Source organism: Lactiplantibacillus paraxiangfangensis, assembly GCF_036246185.1.
Taxonomy (GTDB): domain Bacteria; phylum Bacillota; class Bacilli; order Lactobacillales; family Lactobacillaceae; genus Lactiplantibacillus; species Lactiplantibacillus paraxiangfangensis.
This window is the reverse complement of sequence record NZ_BTPW01000041.1, coordinates 1-16,531: the sequence shown is the minus strand read 5'-3', so window position 1 is coordinate 16,531 and position 16,531 is coordinate 1. Positions and strand designations below refer to the sequence as shown.

At 46.3% G+C, this 16,531-nt stretch carries 21 protein-coding genes; 2 read left to right on the top strand and 19 right to left on the bottom strand.

Annotated elements, in window-relative coordinates:
• Nucleotides 1–552: 552 nt before the first annotated feature.
• From AAA939_RS14565 to AAA939_RS14555, 3 genes are all read right to left on the bottom strand, one after another.
• The gene (locus AAA939_RS14565; RefSeq protein WP_338231029.1) at nt 553–936 is read right to left on the bottom strand and encodes a hypothetical protein; all 384 of its coding nucleotides are present in this window, start codon (nt 934–936) and stop codon (nt 553–555) included.
• Complete coding sequence (locus AAA939_RS14560) at nt 933–1,340, bottom strand: CvfD/Ygs/GSP13 family RNA-binding post-transcriptional regulator (protein ID WP_338211448.1); 408 nt, start codon at nt 1,338–1,340, stop codon at nt 933–935. Before AAA939_RS14560 ends, AAA939_RS14565 begins: the two co-directional genes overlap by 4 nt.
• Before the next feature lie 127 nt (nt 1,341–1,467).
• Complete coding sequence (locus tag AAA939_RS14555; protein WP_057708043.1) at nt 1,468–2,052, bottom strand: peptidylprolyl isomerase; 585 nt, start codon at nt 2,050–2,052, stop codon at nt 1,468–1,470.
• A gap of 166 nt (nt 2,053–2,218) precedes the next feature.
• On the opposite strand from AAA939_RS14555, the gene AAA939_RS14550 reads away from it, so the two are divergent.
• Nucleotides 2,219–2,875 (top strand): VTT domain-containing protein, encoded by a 657-nt coding sequence (locus tag AAA939_RS14550; RefSeq protein ID WP_338211446.1) that lies wholly within the window; start codon nt 2,219–2,221, stop codon nt 2,873–2,875.
• Between the two features lie 53 nt (nt 2,876–2,928).
• Here the strand turns inward: AAA939_RS14550 and AAA939_RS14545 are convergent, their stop codons facing one another.
• From AAA939_RS14545 to rbsK, 16 genes are all read right to left on the bottom strand, one after another.
• Nucleotides 2,929–3,567, bottom strand: a complete 639-nt coding sequence (locus AAA939_RS14545; protein ID WP_338211444.1) for a TIGR01906 family membrane protein — start codon at nt 3,565–3,567, stop codon at nt 2,929–2,931.
• On the bottom strand, nt 3,551–4,342 hold the full coding sequence (locus AAA939_RS14540) for a TIGR01457 family HAD-type hydrolase (RefSeq protein ID WP_338211442.1): 792 nt from the start codon (nt 4,340–4,342) through the stop codon (nt 3,551–3,553). The genes AAA939_RS14545 and AAA939_RS14540 overlap by 17 nt, the downstream gene beginning before the upstream one ends.
• A gap of 15 nt (nt 4,343–4,357) precedes the next feature.
• Nucleotides 4,358–5,017, bottom strand: a complete 660-nt coding sequence (locus AAA939_RS14535) for a YutD family protein (RefSeq protein ID WP_338211440.1) — start codon at nt 5,015–5,017, stop codon at nt 4,358–4,360.
• A 16-nt stretch (nt 5,018–5,033) separates the two neighbouring features.
• On the bottom strand, nt 5,034–6,419 hold the full coding sequence (locus tag AAA939_RS14530) for a bifunctional metallophosphatase/5'-nucleotidase (protein WP_338211438.1): 1,386 nt from the start codon (nt 6,417–6,419) through the stop codon (nt 5,034–5,036).
• A 65-nt stretch (nt 6,420–6,484) separates the two neighbouring features.
• Nucleotides 6,485–7,093 carry a metallophosphoesterase gene (locus AAA939_RS14525; protein WP_338211436.1) on the bottom strand — a complete coding sequence of 203 codons (609 nt, stop codon included), beginning with the start codon at nt 7,091–7,093 and terminating at the stop codon, nt 6,485–6,487.
• A gap of 188 nt (nt 7,094–7,281) precedes the next feature.
• Nucleotides 7,282–8,682, bottom strand: a complete 1,401-nt coding sequence (locus tag AAA939_RS14520; protein WP_338211434.1) for an amino acid permease — start codon at nt 8,680–8,682, stop codon at nt 7,282–7,284.
• 318 nt (nt 8,683–9,000) lie between these two features.
• On the bottom strand, nt 9,001–10,194 hold the full coding sequence (locus AAA939_RS14515) for an acetate/propionate family kinase (protein ID WP_338211432.1): 1,194 nt from the start codon (nt 10,192–10,194) through the stop codon (nt 9,001–9,003).
• A gap of 12 nt (nt 10,195–10,206) precedes the next feature.
• A complete protein-coding gene (locus AAA939_RS14510) occupies nt 10,207–11,217 on the bottom strand; it encodes a class I SAM-dependent methyltransferase (RefSeq protein WP_338211451.1) in 1,011 nt (336 codons plus the stop codon).
• Between the two features lie 98 nt (nt 11,218–11,315).
• The gene (locus AAA939_RS14505; protein WP_338211430.1) at nt 11,316–11,570 is read right to left on the bottom strand and encodes a hypothetical protein; all 255 of its coding nucleotides are present in this window, start codon (nt 11,568–11,570) and stop codon (nt 11,316–11,318) included.
• Nucleotides 11,530–12,003, bottom strand: a complete 474-nt coding sequence (locus AAA939_RS14500; protein WP_338211428.1) for a prepilin-type N-terminal cleavage/methylation domain-containing protein — start codon at nt 12,001–12,003, stop codon at nt 11,530–11,532. Before AAA939_RS14500 ends, AAA939_RS14505 begins: the two co-directional genes overlap by 41 nt.
• A complete protein-coding gene (locus AAA939_RS14495; RefSeq protein ID WP_338211427.1) occupies nt 11,996–12,190 on the bottom strand; it encodes a histidine kinase in 195 nt (64 codons plus the stop codon). Before AAA939_RS14495 ends, AAA939_RS14500 begins: the two co-directional genes overlap by 8 nt.
• A complete protein-coding gene (locus AAA939_RS14490) occupies nt 12,150–12,638 on the bottom strand; it encodes a type II secretion system protein (RefSeq protein ID WP_338211425.1) in 489 nt (162 codons plus the stop codon). The genes AAA939_RS14495 and AAA939_RS14490 overlap by 41 nt, the downstream gene beginning before the upstream one ends.
• A complete protein-coding gene (comGC, locus tag AAA939_RS14485; protein ID WP_338211424.1) occupies nt 12,616–12,954 on the bottom strand; it encodes a competence type IV pilus major pilin ComGC in 339 nt (112 codons plus the stop codon). Before comGC ends, AAA939_RS14490 begins: the two co-directional genes overlap by 23 nt.
• Nucleotides 12,951–13,997, bottom strand: a complete 1,047-nt coding sequence (locus AAA939_RS14480; protein ID WP_338231028.1) for a type II secretion system F family protein — start codon at nt 13,995–13,997, stop codon at nt 12,951–12,953. Before AAA939_RS14480 ends, comGC begins: the two co-directional genes overlap by 4 nt.
• Nucleotides 13,936–14,913 (bottom strand): competence type IV pilus ATPase ComGA, encoded by a 978-nt coding sequence (gene comGA / locus AAA939_RS14475; RefSeq protein ID WP_338211420.1) that lies wholly within the window; start codon nt 14,911–14,913, stop codon nt 13,936–13,938. The genes AAA939_RS14480 and comGA overlap by 62 nt, the downstream gene beginning before the upstream one ends.
• 110 nt (nt 14,914–15,023) lie before the next feature.
• Nucleotides 15,024–15,944: a ribokinase gene (rbsK, locus tag AAA939_RS14470; RefSeq protein ID WP_338211418.1), complete on the bottom strand. Its 921-nt coding sequence runs from the start codon at nt 15,942–15,944 to the stop codon at nt 15,024–15,026.
• Between the two features lie 250 nt (nt 15,945–16,194).
• Between rbsK and AAA939_RS14465 the strand changes: the two genes are divergently transcribed.
• A partial coding sequence (locus tag AAA939_RS14465) for a transposase family protein (protein ID WP_338230516.1) occupies nt 16,195–16,531 on the top strand: 337 nt, incomplete at its 3' end.

The window sequence follows — 16,531 nt, the reverse complement described above, 5'->3', positions numbered from 1 at the left end:
CGCCGCCAGCGTTCGTCCTGAGCCAGGATCAAACTCTCAAATTAATGATGAGTTCTAAAAAAGCTCATTTAAAAAGTTGGTTCAAATTTATTAATTGTTTTCACGAATTGACTTCGCAAATGTTTTTTGCTCTTGATTCAAGATCAAGAGACCCTACACATTTGATTTGTCGAAACTTTGTTCAGTTTTCAAAGGTCTAATTTGTTAAGCTGATTAGCTCAACACAACTGTTTTATAATACCATCTCAAGAAAATCATGTCAACAACTTTTTCAAGAAGTTGAATAACTATGCAAGTGATGAAAAAGCAATCATTTTCGTGATTACCCGGTTGCTTAGAAATCAACTAAGTGATTCGCAACAACAAGATATATCTTAGCATGACGTTTAAATCATGTCAACAACTTTTTCAATCGAATTGAATATTTATACATGAGCACTCAATTCTTTTTAAATGATACTAACCGTTGCTGGTAAGCTGTTTAACAGCTCTCTCACAGCGACAAGATACATCTTATCAAGTATTAGTATGCAGGTCAAGGATAAATTTCAATTATTTTGAAAAATCTTCTAAAGGTGAAGTTTGTCCAACGTTTACACTCTCAAATAAGCTGTGTAACTGATTGGCCGGTACAAACGCTAAACCACGTTTCTCAAACAACGCCTGTACCTGTTCATCAATTGCCAAGTGGTCAAACACAAACACTGATACCTTTTCCCCACCGATTTCTGCAATAATTGAATCGTAAAGTCTCAACTGATCGACATCAATGCCAATCGTATGGCGTAACTCCCACAAAACTGAAGCTAAGGGCGTCTGTTGATCTAATACATCCAAGTAATAAAAGTAGTACTTCCCCTGTGCATTCTGCCCAACCAGGAAACTAGTCCCGTGTGAATCATTTTTAATAATCGTACCAGCGACATGTTTCTTCACAGCGTTCGCTCCTCCGCATTTAATCGATTCAAAGAATCCTTGGTCCAACGATCCAACCGGTTCGCAATTGGTTCAAAGCCTGCGTGTACGTGCCGATTGGTCCAAAAGTGCTTATGGCGAAACGTCTTATAGATTTCGAGATCACTAACAGTTGGCTGCGGCTGACTTTCAACACACCGCAGTGACAAACTGATTTTTCCCGTATACTCATCAATGTCTAAAACGACCACGTCAACCGTCTGTCCGACTTTAAGGTAGTCCGTAATACTCTTAACGTAGCCTTCATGACACTCCGAAATATGAATGAGACCCTGATGCTCACCATCTAAGGTAACAAACGCCCCATAGGGTTGAATTCCAGTCACTCGTCCGTGGACCTGCATGCCAATTCGATAATTACTCATAATTGCTCCTTTCCACCACCCCACCGGGCTAGCTCAATAATTGCTAATAATTATAACCTGAAATGACCAGATTTCAAAATTTCAATCAAAAAAGAACCCGCCTAAGCAGATTCTTCTATATAAAGGATTAATCTTCAACTGCAATTGTTTCAATCACAACATCTTTAACCGGTTTGTCTTGCATCCCCGTCTTAGTCGTTGCAATCTTGTCGACAACATCCATGCCATCAGTAACGGCACCAAAAACGGTGTGCCGGAAATCAAGCCATGGCGTCCCACCATTACCGTAAGCCGTCACGATTTCTTCAGGATAGCCGGCTTGCTTCATTTGATCAGCCATTCCTGCATCTAATTGTGGCTTTTGAACGATAAAGAATTGACTACCATTCGTGTTAGGACCAGCGTTGGCCATTGAAAGAGCCCCACGCAAGTTGAAGACGTCCTTTGAAAATTCGTCTTCAAATGGTTTGCCCCAAATACTTTCGCCACCCATACCAGTACCAGTAGGATCGCCACCTTGAATCATGAAGTCAGACATCACCCGGTGGAAAATAATCCCATCGTAGTAGCCCTTCTTCGCTAACCCAACAAAGTTCTCGACACTTTTAGGTGCTTGTTCAGGAAATAACTGAACATGAATATCGCCAAAATTGGTTTTGATCGTTGCCTTTGGTCCTTTAACTTTTGATAAATCTAATTGTGGATATGCCACAAGATCACCCGTTTTCTTCATAGAATACCCTGATAATACAAGAGAATGCCACCAAATACCAGCAATTTGTTAGGTTTTAGTTGTGATTCAGTGTCAACCATAGTATTAAACGTGATTTTCTGGTATTCTGTATCAGAACAATTTCACAGTACTATTGGAGGTAGCTATGAGTTTTCTAATTGATTTCGTGTTGCACATTGACCAACACTTAGTCACCATTGTTAATAGTTTCGGCATCTGGACCTACCTGATCCTCTTTGCCATCATTTTCGTTGAAACCGGGGCAGTCATCCTACCATTCTTACCAGGTGACTCATTACTCTTTGCGGCCTGTGCCTTAGCCGCGAACCCAACTTACGGTTTACACATCTGGTCATTCGTCATTCTGTTCCTAGTAGCGGCGCTTGCCGGTGACTCACTAAACTTTCTAATTGGGCATTCACTTGGTGAACGACTGACCCAGACATCCTGGTTCGGAAAGCTCATCAACCAAAAGCAGTTAGCAAAATCTGAAAAATTCTTTAAAAAACACGGTGGTATTACCGTCACCATCGCTCGGTTCATGCCCATCATTCGGACGTTCGTTCCGTTCGTTGCGGCTAGTAGCAAGATGGAATACCAGAAATTCATCCGTTACAACGTTACTGGCTGTGTTCTTTGGGTCGTTTTATGTTGTGGGGGCGGTTATTTCTTTGGCAACATCCCGTTCGTCAAAGAACACTTCTCCATGGTCGTTATCGGAATCATTCTCGTTTCCTTGATTCCAGCCGTCTTCTCCGCACTTAAAGCCCGTTTCGGCAAAACACCCGCCGGCGAAGAATAAGCCTTATAAACTAAAAGCGCCACACCAATTCAAACTGGTGTGGCGCTTTTAGTTTATAAATTTTTAAGCGCCTGCTTCCCTACTGATAAGTAGAACGCAAACGCCCACTCAATAATCACAAATGCTAAGACAAAGCACTGCAAGAAGAAGGTGTCTGGTAAGACCAAGATGATTCGATCATACAATGGGTCAAACAACCAGTCCGAGTTTCGAAACAGAACTTCGTGAAAGAACACAAAGAACTGATCAAAATTCACCGCCATAATTGCAGCGACTAACGGTGGCACCCACAGCGCGCCCTGCATCGGTAGCACTAACCGCCATAACTGTTGCCGGCGTTTTAATTGCCGCCAAAAATAGAACACGACCACGCTCGTCACGATAAACACCACGTTATTCAGCATAAACAGCGCCTTAACGTCAGCAAAATGACGCAGCGCCCCCACTGAATCCGTAAAATCATTCATGGCGAGTCGTGACGTCCACGGAAAGTTCAAGTACGCCAATAATTGAGAATAGTTCGTCATCAAGCGCCCCAGTGACAAGTTCACCGTTGACCCCAATTTCTGAGTCAGCGCGTTAAGCCAGTATAACCAGGTCGCATTAATCGTTAAAATGATGGTCCCGCTGACTAGCCACAAGTACAGACTGATCCACTGGCCCCAATTTTTTAGCCTATTTAGCCACACCATTATCTAAGTCCCATTCGTCTAACGAGTTGATCTCATTAGTTGGTTTGATTGTCTGTTGCGCAACGAGTTCTGGTGTTGAGACCCCGGTATAAACTAGTAACGAATCCATTTCAAAGTTAATTGCCGCTGAAATATCCGTCATGTAGTTATCACCGACCATCACACAGTCACTTTTATCTAACCCAATCCGATCGATTGCCTTTTGCATGATGATCGTTTCGGGTTTGCCGACGTAGGTTGCCCGTTGTTGCGTGGCCCGTTCGACCATGGCAATAACAGAGCCTGCGCCAGGAACGAGTCCCCGTTCATTAGGTAAATTCGTATCGGCATTGGTCCCGATGAACTTAGCCCCCCGTTTAATGGCTAACGTCGCCATTTCAAACTTGTGGTAAGTCGCATCGTAGTCTAAGCCAACAATGACAAACCGGGGATCATGTTCATTGAATTTGAAGCCTTTTTCAAGCATCGCACCCTTTAAACCGAGTTCCCCAATCACGTACATCGTCTTTTCGCCGTCACCAGCCAAGTCGTTAACGTAATCAGCCGTCGCCAAAGCCGCGGTATACACGTTAGCTGGGCTAACATGAATATCGTGGTTATTAGCTAAATTAGCTGCAACGTCTTCGGGTGATTTGGTCGTGTTGTTCGTCACAAGCAAGAAATCAGTCTGACTGGCTTGTAACCGTTCAATAAAGCGTTTAGCTGCCGGAATCCGTTCACGTCCCCGGTAAACCGTTCCATCTAAATCAATTAAATATCCCTTGTACTTACTCACTAAAAATACCTCTCTCTACTTCTGTCGAATTGTAAAATGCCGCTTGCCGCTAGATTGCTTGGTGGTCCGAGCCTTATGCCCATCCCCGGCCACCACTTTAGCGGGCGTTCGTTTCTTTTCAGTAAACGGTGCGGCCTTTTGCTTGGTCGTAAATGACTTCGACTTCCGTCGCTGCTTGTTACGACTACTCGTTCGGTTACTCCGTCCACGAGTTTGGTTATTATTACCATTACCGTTATTGCTGTTGTTACCACTACCGCCACGTTTACTCCGGCGTTCATCCTTACGGGGATGACTGCTACGCTTTGGTTTGATAACGCGCTCGTTTTTCAAGATGAAATAGGCGCACCCAAAATTACAATACTCGTACAAGTAATCCTGAACGGCACCAATCGTCTGTGCACGCTGCACATCCTTCATATCATCGCGGAAAAAGCCCTTCAATCGCAACTGTTCAAAGCCCCAGTCGCCAACAACGTAATCGTACTTGTTTAAAATCGGACTAAACCGTTCCACAAACTTGTCCAAGTCAAATCCTTCTCGATACTCATAAACAATCTCGAAAGGATGCTTATTGACTTCAATGTGGGTCTTGTCGGTCCGTAAACCGTGGTATAGACTCTTTCGCCGTTCAGCCTGCTGTTCAGCAAGTTCGTCAATGTGATCGCGATTCACACGGACACCACCTTTCTTATGATAATGGCCATCGTGCGGCTATGTAGTCACCGACGACCGTTCGTAATAGTTGCTTAAATAAAATGTCTGTTTGACCACTGATGTTAATGGTCGGGAAAAACGGGATGAATAAGTGGTGATCAAGCATGGCAATCTGGTAGGTCTTTTTAAAATCTACTAGTTCATCATTGACCAGTAACTGGTGCTGGTCCGCTTGCCACTTCAAGCCCTGATACTGAATATAACCGAAGACTTGGCCCCGAAAGCCCATGCCTCGAATTTGAAACTTATTTAAAAATGGCCGCACCAGTTCCATCTCGTAGACGAGTCGCCATAAATCTTGACCCGTCAACGTAACTCGAATCACGTGCATGGCGTGCGGCAACATTGTATGCAAATCGTTGCGGTTGACCGAACCCGCGGGTAAGTCCCGCATAAACAGGCCACCGTTGAGCATCCCTAAGTCAGTGCCCGCGTAACTTGTAATTGCGGCTAACCCTAAGGCCGTCAACTGACTAGCATGGTGCCAATGGGGATTAAGTTGCTCCGGTGACTTCGCAATCACCCGTTCAGATAACAACCGTTCTCCCTGACGTTGCCAACCCGCAATCTCAGCTTGATCCGCTGGCAATTCAGGTAACGACGCGGTCGCCACCGTTTCAGCAGTTCCCGCCGTAACGTGGTGTTGTGCGTCAATCACCAAGTGAATTTGCCCAACGTACTCGCCGTATTTACCAGCCGCAGCCAGTAAAACGCCATGGTCCTCTTCACCGTTGACCAGTAGATGGTGCGTGTGACTGCCGATAATCACGTCGATTGACGGAAAATGTTTGGCTAACCAGCGATCTTCGTTGATACCTAGATGCGATAACACGACTAACACGTCGTACTGACCGGCGTAGCGTTGCAGCAATTCTGGCAAACACGCTTTAACACTTTGCGGTGTCCACCCGTTTAACGGATACGTTAGTGTAAATGGTGCCGTAAATGCTAATAATAAGATTCGCGTATGCGCCTCAGTCGTGATGATTTTTCCCGGCAACGCCCAGTCAGGTTGTGCGCCCGTCTGGGTATTCGTCAAGTTATTCAAAATCACGTCAAAATTAGCCTTTTGGTACAACTGATTCAGCTCGTCGTGCGTTAACCCGAGCCCTTCGTTGTTACCAATCGTCACGGCATCATAACCAATTTGATTTAACAACGTGACGTTGGCCCGACCGCGTGTCGCTTCCGATAACGGATGCGCACGGTCAACCGCATCACCAAGGTCGACGGTAACCACCGTTTGGCCTGCTTGGCGTTGTTGTTCCTGTTGTGCTAACAAAAAACGCCGAATCCGCGGCCAATTTTCAAAGTGCGAATGGATATCATTCGTATGCAAAATGGTAATGTCTTCCGCCATGTTGTCGCCCCTCACTGATTATCTTCGTTAATCCTAAAGCATTCGACGAGGCCGGTCAAGCGTCCCTATTGGCGTTTGGCAAAATCGACGGCCTTTCCATTAACCATCTGTTCGATCTCGTCCAATGAAAACGGTGCGCCAAACGGTACCGGATGGTCTAAGTAATCCGTTTCCGGCGTATCGACCCCGACGTTGATGTTTTCCTTTACGTTGACCGCGTAATGGTGAATATGCCCGTGCAAGTTAATGATCTGCTTCACGATGCCCATCATCATTGGGTAATGGGTCATGTAGTACTGCCGGTGATCATACTTGATTAGGACCCCCACGTCGTGAAATTCAAACTTGGGTTGCTCGTTTAATTGGGGGTCATGCGCGGCTAAATACTTAAAAAAGGCGCGTGAATCATGATTGCCCTTAATAAAGATGATTTTACCGTTTAGTTGCGCGAGAATTGCCAGTACCCGTTCGTAGGACAATTTCGCCGGTCTCGTAAAGTAAAGCGCAACGTCGCCAAGGTGGTAGACCGTGTCTTGATCAGTCACCCGAGCATTCCAATGATCAATAATCGTTTGATTCATCGTTTCAACGTCCGGAAACGGTCGGGGCGCAAAATCATTATCACCCAGTAAATCAGCGTGGTAAAAATGCGTGTCAGAAGTAAAATATTGCATGATTCAACCTCGATTATCTAAATTCAAGTTACCTATAATTGTACCGCTTGCGCGTGAAAAAGGCACCGTCTAGTGTCGCAACGTGGGTAACTGACTAAATACGCAGTGTTCAAGACCTTCTAAAAGCAAAAAAATGGTGTTCAGAAAGTCTACGCTTTCGAAACACCATTTCAATCATCGGTTAAATTTTAGTCGTTTTCTTTAACTTCTTCAGTTTGGTTACGCATCCGTTCACTCATCAACTTGATGACGTATAGCGCCGCGATCCAAGCAAGCGAAGCAATTAACGCAATCAACGTTTCTGACTTGAAGCACAGTACCACGGCAATAAAGCCTAGGAAAGCCAAGATAAAATAATCTGACAACGGGTAGAGCGGCATCTTAAACTTTGTCGCGACCTGATTACCAACTTTTTTCCGGTACTTGATGTGTGCGAGGACAATCGCACCCCAAATAAAGATAAAGCAAGTGGTTGAAACACTGGCAATGAGTGAGAACACTTGCCCGGGCATCAACAAGTTCAAAATCACTGATAATCCGATGACTAGCGTTGAAAACCACAGCGCGTTGCGTGGCACTTGCCGATTGGATAAAGTCCCCATCCGTTTAGCGAACCGGCTCTTACCGTCGTAGTTCAATGAGAACAACATCCGACCAGTACTGAACAACGCACTATTACAGCTGGAAGCCGCCGCGGTCAAAACCACAAAGTTGATGATAGCTGCCGCTGAACGAATCCCTAAGTTCGTAAAGACTTGTACGAACGGACTGTGCGCAGCTGAAAAGTATTGCCACGGATACATCGCCATTAAGAAGAACAGTGAACCCACGTAAAATAAAATGATTCGCAGTGGGATGTCGTTAATGGCCTTAGGAATAACAGTCTTAGGGTCCGCCGTTTCAGAAGCGGTCATCCCAACCATTTCAATCCCAATAAAACTGAACAAGACCATTTGGAAAGATAAAAACAGGCCCTTAAAGCCGTGGGGCATAAAGCCACCGTAATTAACTAAGTTTCCTAAACCGGCGTGGCCAACTGGTGTTTTCACACTGAACAGGACCATGCCGATTCCAACCGCAATTAACGCAATAATGGCTGCAATCTTAATAATTGCAAACCAGAACTCGGTTTCCCCAAACGCTGAGACGTTAATTGAATTTAAACCTAACAGTAAAATCAAAATGACTAGACCAGGTAGCCATTGTGGTAACTTCGGCCACCAGAACTGCATATATTCACCAGCGGCGGTGATTTCGGCCATCGCAATGGTAATCCAGCAGACCCAATAGGTCCAACCAGCAACAAAACCAGTGCGTTCGCCCAAATATTGTTTGATAAAATCAATGTACGAATGCGTATTTAAATCAGATAATAATAACTCTCCGAGTGCCCGCATTAGCAAAAAGCAGACCAACCCGGTCACCAAATACGCAATCAAGATGGACGGACCAGCTAAGTGAATGGATTGACCGGCACCTAAAAATAACCCGGTCCCGATCGTACCGCCAATGGCAATTAACTGCACATGGCGGCTCTTTAGACCCCGAGAAAGTTTTTCATTCTCAGGTTGTGGATTTTCTTTGTTCATATCAGCACTCCCCTTAAACCGTATTATACCGGGGATAATTATTGTGTTCAAAAGGCTACGCTCACGGATTTTTGCATATTGGTCTAGTCCAAATAAGACCACCTAAATAAACCAGTTGTCCCCGTAAGCGTTTACCTATGGACTTATAACAAGGTTTTGACGACTCAACCAGACGTTTAACTTACGAACCCGCCTACATGAATCAAGTGAATCAATCACACACATAGATGAATAAGTTTCACTCAGCACGCAAAAAAAACACGTGCTGTGAAACGACTCATTCGTCTCACCACACGTGTTCACTTCACTGATTAATAACTAACTTTTACGACCAACGCGTTCAACGTCACGGGCAATCATCAGCTCTTCGTTGGTAGGAATCAAGATGACCCGGACTTTTGCATCCGGCGTACTGAGGTCTCGCTCTACCCCACTGACTTGATTACGACGGGGATCAATTTGAACCCCAAAGTAACCTAGCTTGTCCGCAATCCGTTGCCGCATTCTGGCATCCCGTTCACCGATTCCGGCCGTAATGACCAGTGCGTCGGCGCCTTGCATTTCAGCCATGTAGGCCCCGACGTACTTAACGATCCGGTTTACAAAAATATCGATGGCTAGTCGCGCCTGCTCATCGTCATCGTAACGGTCCTCTAACTCTTTCATGTCAGCTGACCCCGCAATTCCGAGCAATCCTGACTGCGTATTCAATATTTTTAACATTTCATCGGGATCGTGAATGCCTAGTTTCTTCATCAAAAACGCCACTAAAGACGCATCGACATCCCCGGCACGCGTTGCCATCGTAATTCCGGCCAACGGTGTGAAGCCCATCGAGGTATCGATGCTCTTCCCGTTTTGAATCGCCGTAATTGAACTCCCCGCACCAAGGTGCAACGTAATCAACTTTAGGTCATCGAGTGGCCGTCCTAATAACTTGGCCGCCCGTCCAGCGACGTAACGGTGACTGGTCCCATGGGCACCAAACTTGCGGGCCCCGTACTTTTTATAGTAATCGTACGGTAAGGAATAGAGGTAATTAACCGGCGCCATGCTCGTATGAAAGGCGGTATCAAAAACCGCTACGGCGGGCACGTTGGGCAGGACCTTTTTAAGGGCCCGAATCCCAACCACGTTGGCCGGATTATGCAGTGGCGCGTATTCCGCCAGCTGCTCAATTTCTTTCAAGACCTGATCCGTGATCAACACGGAATCATGAAAAATCTCACCACCAGCGACGACCCGGTGTCCCACACCAGTAATCTCGTCGTAGTGTTCAATAATGTGTAACTTGATTAGTTCGTCAAGAATGATATTTACCGCTGCCAAATGGTTGGGCACCGCTTCAGTTTCCTGATACTCATAGTCCAACCCATAACGAATGTTAATTGGCGACGTTTCAAAACCGATACGTTCCACCGCACCGCTTGCAATCACCCGTTCCTGTGGCATTTCAAACAATTTAAACTTTAGTGTTGAACTACCAGCGTTAATGGCAATTGTCTTCCCCATACAGGCTCACTCCTAGCGAATAATATTTTGGCCGACCCATTCATCGATCTGTGCCGTAAAGGCTTCAAACGCCCGGGTATCTTCAAAGGATGGAAATTCACCTAACAAGACTTTGCCAGCCTGTTGCGCTTTGTCACCGTGCTTTTGTAAGACGACGACCGATTTACGGGACTTATCGTCCAAAAACAGGTTCTTCGGCAAGTTTAACAAGCCTTGCAAGTATGCGGCTGAACTCATCCACTTCAATAAGCCCTGTGACGCTCGTGATTGAAAAATGTTGGTTGGAACCAAAAATACACCCCAACCCCCTGGAAGGAGGTGTTCCATCGCTTGTTCCATCATCAAATGATGAACGTACGAATGACCATTAGTGGCGCTCGTCTTAAAATCCTTGACCCGTTCATCCAGTGGGTAGTAACCGACTGGTAAGTCGCCAATTGCAACCATCGTCTTTGGCATCAACAAGGGATCAAGTGCGTCTTGGTGAAATAACTCCACTGGCGACTGTTGCAAATCCATGCTCATCGCTGCAATCGCTAATTGGTTATCATCATTATCCACACCGTAGCCATGAATTGCACTTGACCGTTCCGGTTGCAGTTGGTTGATGACCGTGGTCAACAGGTTCCCCGTCCCAACGGCAATGTCTAAAATGGAAAGTTCAGTGGTATTGCCCACTAACTTAGCAATCAGGTACGCCGTGAGTAGCCCGATGGAATCTGGCGTCATTTGGTGGTTCGGGTCCACCCGGTCATTATGAATCGCTTTGAGTAACGCTAATTGAATCGCTCGCCGGATCGTTTCCGCATCGAGCGACTGCAAATTAACCGATTGATAGAGCTTCTGTAACGCATCAACTTGTTGTTCGTCAGGTTTGCCGTCTTCAACGTGCACCGAGTGGCTCAATAAATTATCGCCAGTTTCGATCAACGCATCGACATAGGAAACCGTCAATTGTTGCATTAAAATTGTCACTGATTGGTCTAAGACTTTAAAAAGCGTCTCAGTTTCTGCTTGTGCCAGGATGCTCACCTCTTCAAAAAAACTTAAATCCTGTTACATCTTAACGATTTTAAAAGGTGAGTTCAAGCACTCCGACCGACCAGCGCCTTAAAACTTAGTCATTTTTCATCCAGCGACCTGCGTTGTTGCAGGCTTGGGCGCCCTTCAGTAGGGGCTGATTGCAATTTTGAATCCGGCGTTGGCCGATTAGTCACCGCGTCAACTGTCTGTTCAGGATGTTCAAACGCGGCGATGATTAGCCGATACATCGTTTGCCGCTCTTGAAAATTAGCATAGCGTTGCATCTCAAACGCGGTCCCAATCATCAACAAACTAATTACCGATAGCAGGATGATTCCCGATTGCCGTTTCATCCGTCACCCTCCCCTCATCAGGTATCAATAGCTTGGCCGTATACGTTTCGCCGCGCATCGTCGTCACGGTCATCACGTGATCGAGGCCAAAATGAAATTGGCGCACATGCCGCATCAGGACAATCATACCGCCATGTTTAGACTCTAGCCTTAATAAGCCCGACCCCTTACTGAATTGTAAGTAATAATATTTCCCACTAGACTTTTGTGCAACCAATCCTACCCGTCGTGATTTTTGCACGTCAGTCACCGCAAAATGATGGTCCGGGTTCTCCAGCTCACGTAACATCAAATACCAGTCGACCGTTGGCAAATCCATTTGGGGGCGCCGGAGCAAGTTCGTTCGTCCCTGATAAAAGAATGAGCCGATAATTAGTAGCGTACTCAGGGCAATCACCACTTCAATCAGGGTAAAGCCCTTGCGCCTATTCATTAGCTTGAACGGCATGCGCCTCTTCATAATGTTGTCGGGCCACTTGAACCGTCGTTAACATCCGGCGCTCGCGTCGTTGCATCATAATCTCCATCCCTTCAAAGCCAATCAGTCCCATAAATAGCAGCCCTAACGCCACCACCGTTTCAAGTAGAATAAAACCCTTGTGCGTCTTTGACCGTCGCAACCCGGTACGCCCCCCATCCCATTAACGCGTTAAATTTTTGCTTTTCTCCCGGATGTAGTGTCGACTTAAAAATCACGACAGCTAGCTGCGGGTGCCCATTTTTTTGAATTTGAATATCCTTGTGGGTTTTAATTCGCATCGTATTCGGCAATTTTAAGACCCCCGTTGCCTCATATTTACCATCATCCTTCCTAATATTAAACGTCACTTCTCGATTTTCTGATGAGAAGGCCACCAGTCGCCGCTGCCCCGTCGTACTCGCCACTAAAACGGTTTGTTGCCATAATGTATCCAACCGTTGCCAAAAGGCCGTTTCATCATTCAACTGACGCTGCCGGGTGGGAAACCGTTCAACACTAATCAATAAGAGGCTCCCAATTAAGCCTAAGACGACCACCGTTTCCGCCAGCGTGAAACCTGGCCGGCTACTTTTTAACACTCGTCGCATGGTTGGGTTGCTTGTTCATCTTTTGCGCCCGGTTGAACTGATCATCGTTAAGATACTGATCATTATGCAAATCTTCTAACGTGACGTTTTCGATGGCTTGGCCCTTATCGTTCGCATACATTTCAGCCTGATTATTCACGACTTGTTCCAACGCCGCGTCCGAGCGTTTAGCTGCGGTTTCACGTTGCGCATTTAAGTTTGGAATCACGATGAGCATCAGTAACGCAATGATGGCAAGTACAATGACCATTTCTAATAACGTGAACCCTTTTTGTGGTGCCGCCGTTTTTTTCAGGAATCGTTTTAGTCGCTTCATTTTAAAATCTCCCCCATTGAACGATACATCGGTAACAAAATGTTGAGATAGGTGCCAATAATCACTAATGCAATCACTAAAAACATGGCTGGTTGAATCCAGCTAATCAACCGGTTCAGTTTACGAATCAGCCGTTCATACTGAACAGTTGCGAAGTAGATGAGTTCTTGGCTCAATTGGTCAGTCGGACTTTCCTTGCTAATTAGCAAAGCCAGTTCATTCGGTAATAAGACGTCTTGGCGAATCGTTGTACCTAAGGACTGACCGGCTAACAAGGCTTGTTCAATAAACTCACCCTGCTGTTTTAATAAAGATTCCGGCTTAAAGCGGTGACTCACTTCACAAATTGCCCGGATACCCAAGCCCCCGGCCAGTAACATCCCCGCATTAAGTGTCAGGTAATAACCAGTATACGTTCGTACGAGTGGCCCCACTAACGGCCAACGGGCTAACCAGCGGTACCGCGTTCGGACTGGCAAACGTTTCAACTGAATAGCCGTAATGAGTACCGCCATGACGACTACCGTAATGGTGCTCCCCATAATTAATTGCCAGCTAATTGCCTGTGCCGGCGCACTCGTAATGGCTCCGAAGTTTGGCAAAATCGCCGTCTTGACCATCACTAGCGTCCCAATCAACAGTCCCAACAATAAACACGGGTACTGCAACAGTCGGCGAATTTGTTGCGCCTGATTGACCTTCGTTCGCATTAATTGGCCGGCTTGAACCAGCGTCGTGGCTAATTCACCGTGCATTTCCGCAATTAGTAGTTGGTAATACAGGTCCACCGAAATGAAGGGTGCCAGTGCCGCAGCTAAGCTATCACCCGCCGCTAACGACCCCAAAACTGGTTTTAACGGTTTAAACGCGGGGCCTTGCACATCCACGATAAACTGCATCGCCGTCCGTAACGCAAAACCGTTTTGTAATAAATCGGCTAAGGTTTCAAATAACGTCGCCTGTACCGATGGCTTAAGCCGATTATGCTTCCTTAAGCTGATTGGCCGTCTCCAAATCGAGCCGTCCCAACGTACATTGTTCATCGATTAATTGCCCCCACGTAGTCGTTGTCCGCCTGCCCGCCGTTTCCACCAATTGACTCGTTTCAGTGACAATATCAAATAACGTTGCCAAACTCCCATCCGTCAGTGGGACTAACCGCTGATACGTTGCCGCCGTCAGGGCTTGTCGCAAGACGTCGGGCGCTACGCCTAATTGCGCTAACCGAGCCGCAATTCCGTACACGCCCCGCGCGTGGATCGTGCTCAACACCAAATGACCGCTAAGCGCCGCTTGAATGGCAATCTGAGCCGTCTCACCGTCCCGAATCTCGCCAATAATAAAGACGTCGGGATGGTGCCGCAACCCCACCTTTAATAACTCTGGGTAAGCCATCTTAGCGGTTGGATTAACTTGCAACTGCAAGAACGCGGGCTCATAAATTTCGACGGGATCTTCAATCGTCATCACCATTTTGGTCTCTCTTAGTTCTTGCACCAAATCATACATGGTCGACGTCTTCCCCGACCCCATCGGCCCTGAAAACAAAATCAGGCCCGAACGGCGCATCAACGCCACCAGTTGCTCTCGCTGGTGCGGAATCAAGTATTGAAACGTGGCGTCCGCCATTTCATACAAAATCCGGATAACTAAAGATTCCCGGTCCATAAAATCACCCACGGTCGAAATTCGTAGGTTTAGCGGTTGTTGGTCCACCGTTAGCGTCATTGCACCTAACTGTGGTCGCCGATGGTCACTGATGGCCATATTGCTTTGGTACTTCACGTGATTGATCAATTGCTGGGCCACGTCAGTTTTGACGCGCATCAGCGGTCGCAATTGTCCGGCCGCTTGGAGTAACACCTGATATCCGGCAGGCACCGGTAACCAGTAAATATCGCTTGCGCGTTGTGAAGCGGCCGCCTGAATGATTCGTTTCAACTGCTGTTCAACTGACATTTTTCACGCTCCTTTCACTTTCTAGTTGCGCAAAGTCCTCAAATTTTCGACGAAAAAAAACGTGCCAATCTTCAAGATTGACACGCTTGCTGTAAGTCTCGCTATTTAACTCAAATACGTTCCGCTGCTTCGATTTCGGCCTTAGTCGGAATTGACGGCTGAGCGCCTAGTCGTTGAACGGCCAACGAGGAAGCCCGGTTAGCTAACCGCACCGCTTCGCTCAAGTTACTAAAATCTGATTTCAAAACGGCACTTAACGCACCGATAAAAGTATCGCCCGCCGCCGTGGTATCCACCGCATGGACCTTGTAAGCAGGAACAAAGCCGTGGTCAGTACCGCGCATCCAAAAGGCACCCTTACTGCCGACCGTAATAATGACGTTTGCGACGCCTAACGCCTGCAATTTTTCTGCCCCTTTGATCATCGAATACTCATCAGTCACGTGCACGCCCGTCAGCGTTTCGGTTTCCGTCTCATTAGGAACGATTAAATCCGTCACCGCTAATAAATCCGTTGGCACGGTCTTCGTTGCGGGCGCAGGGTTCAGAATCGTCCGTTTCTTTGCAGACCGTGCAATCTCAAACCCACGAACGGTCGCGTCCAAAGGCGTTTCAAATTGCGCAATCAAAAAGTCGCTGTCAACAATTGCTTCCTTGGCAGCTTCAACGTCAGTCGGCGTGACTTGTTGATTCGTACCACCGTCGATCAAAATTCGGTTTTCGCTACTGCTATCCAACAAGATAAAGGCTGAACCGGTGTTCGCCGCATCGCTATGCAAAACGTAGCGGTCATCCACACCACTAGCTGTCAGCTGGTGTACCATAAACGTGCCTTCCTGATCCTGACCCACTTTGCCAATAAAAGTGGTTTGCGCACCAGAGCGCGCAGCGGCAATCGCTTGGTTAGCGCCCTTGCCACCGCCAGCAATACTTTTTCCCGTTAATGGTAAGGTTTCACCCGGCTTAGGGAAACGTTTAAAACGCAAAATGGTATCTACATTCAAACTACCCAGTACGGTTACTTTATTCATATTTTTTCGTCCCTTCAGCGTTCTAACTGGTCTCATTTTAGCAAACCGGCCGGCTCTGTGCACCATTTTATGGTTAAATATAATTAATATTTTAGTCAATAAAAAACGGGTGTTATTTAATCAGGCTCTAGAATATTGGGTGTTGATGGATTTCCATCAACACCCAGTTTTTGTGTAAAATAAAAAGGACAAATCTCCTCAATGCACCACTAGCACCGACCAAAGTAAAAGTAAAGGCAAGTGAGAGAAGATGTCCCAAAACCATTTTATCGAAGATACTCTTCAAATTAAAGACCCAAATATTATTTGTACTGATATTGATAGTAGTGATCCAAGCAAACAGGTTGTTCACGCCAAACTGACCTATCCTTTAGAGAACTGCCCACTTTGTGGCCAGCCCGAAGTAGTGCGTTTTGGGACTAACCTAATTAATGTCAGAATGCCCCCAGTCAAAGAACGACCAATTATTTTAAAATTGCGTAAGCAACGTTATCGGTGTAACTCCTGTAAGCATACTTTTAGCGCACAAACATCATTAGTTAAGCCACATTGCCAGATCTCAGAAGATACGAAGCAAATGATTATCT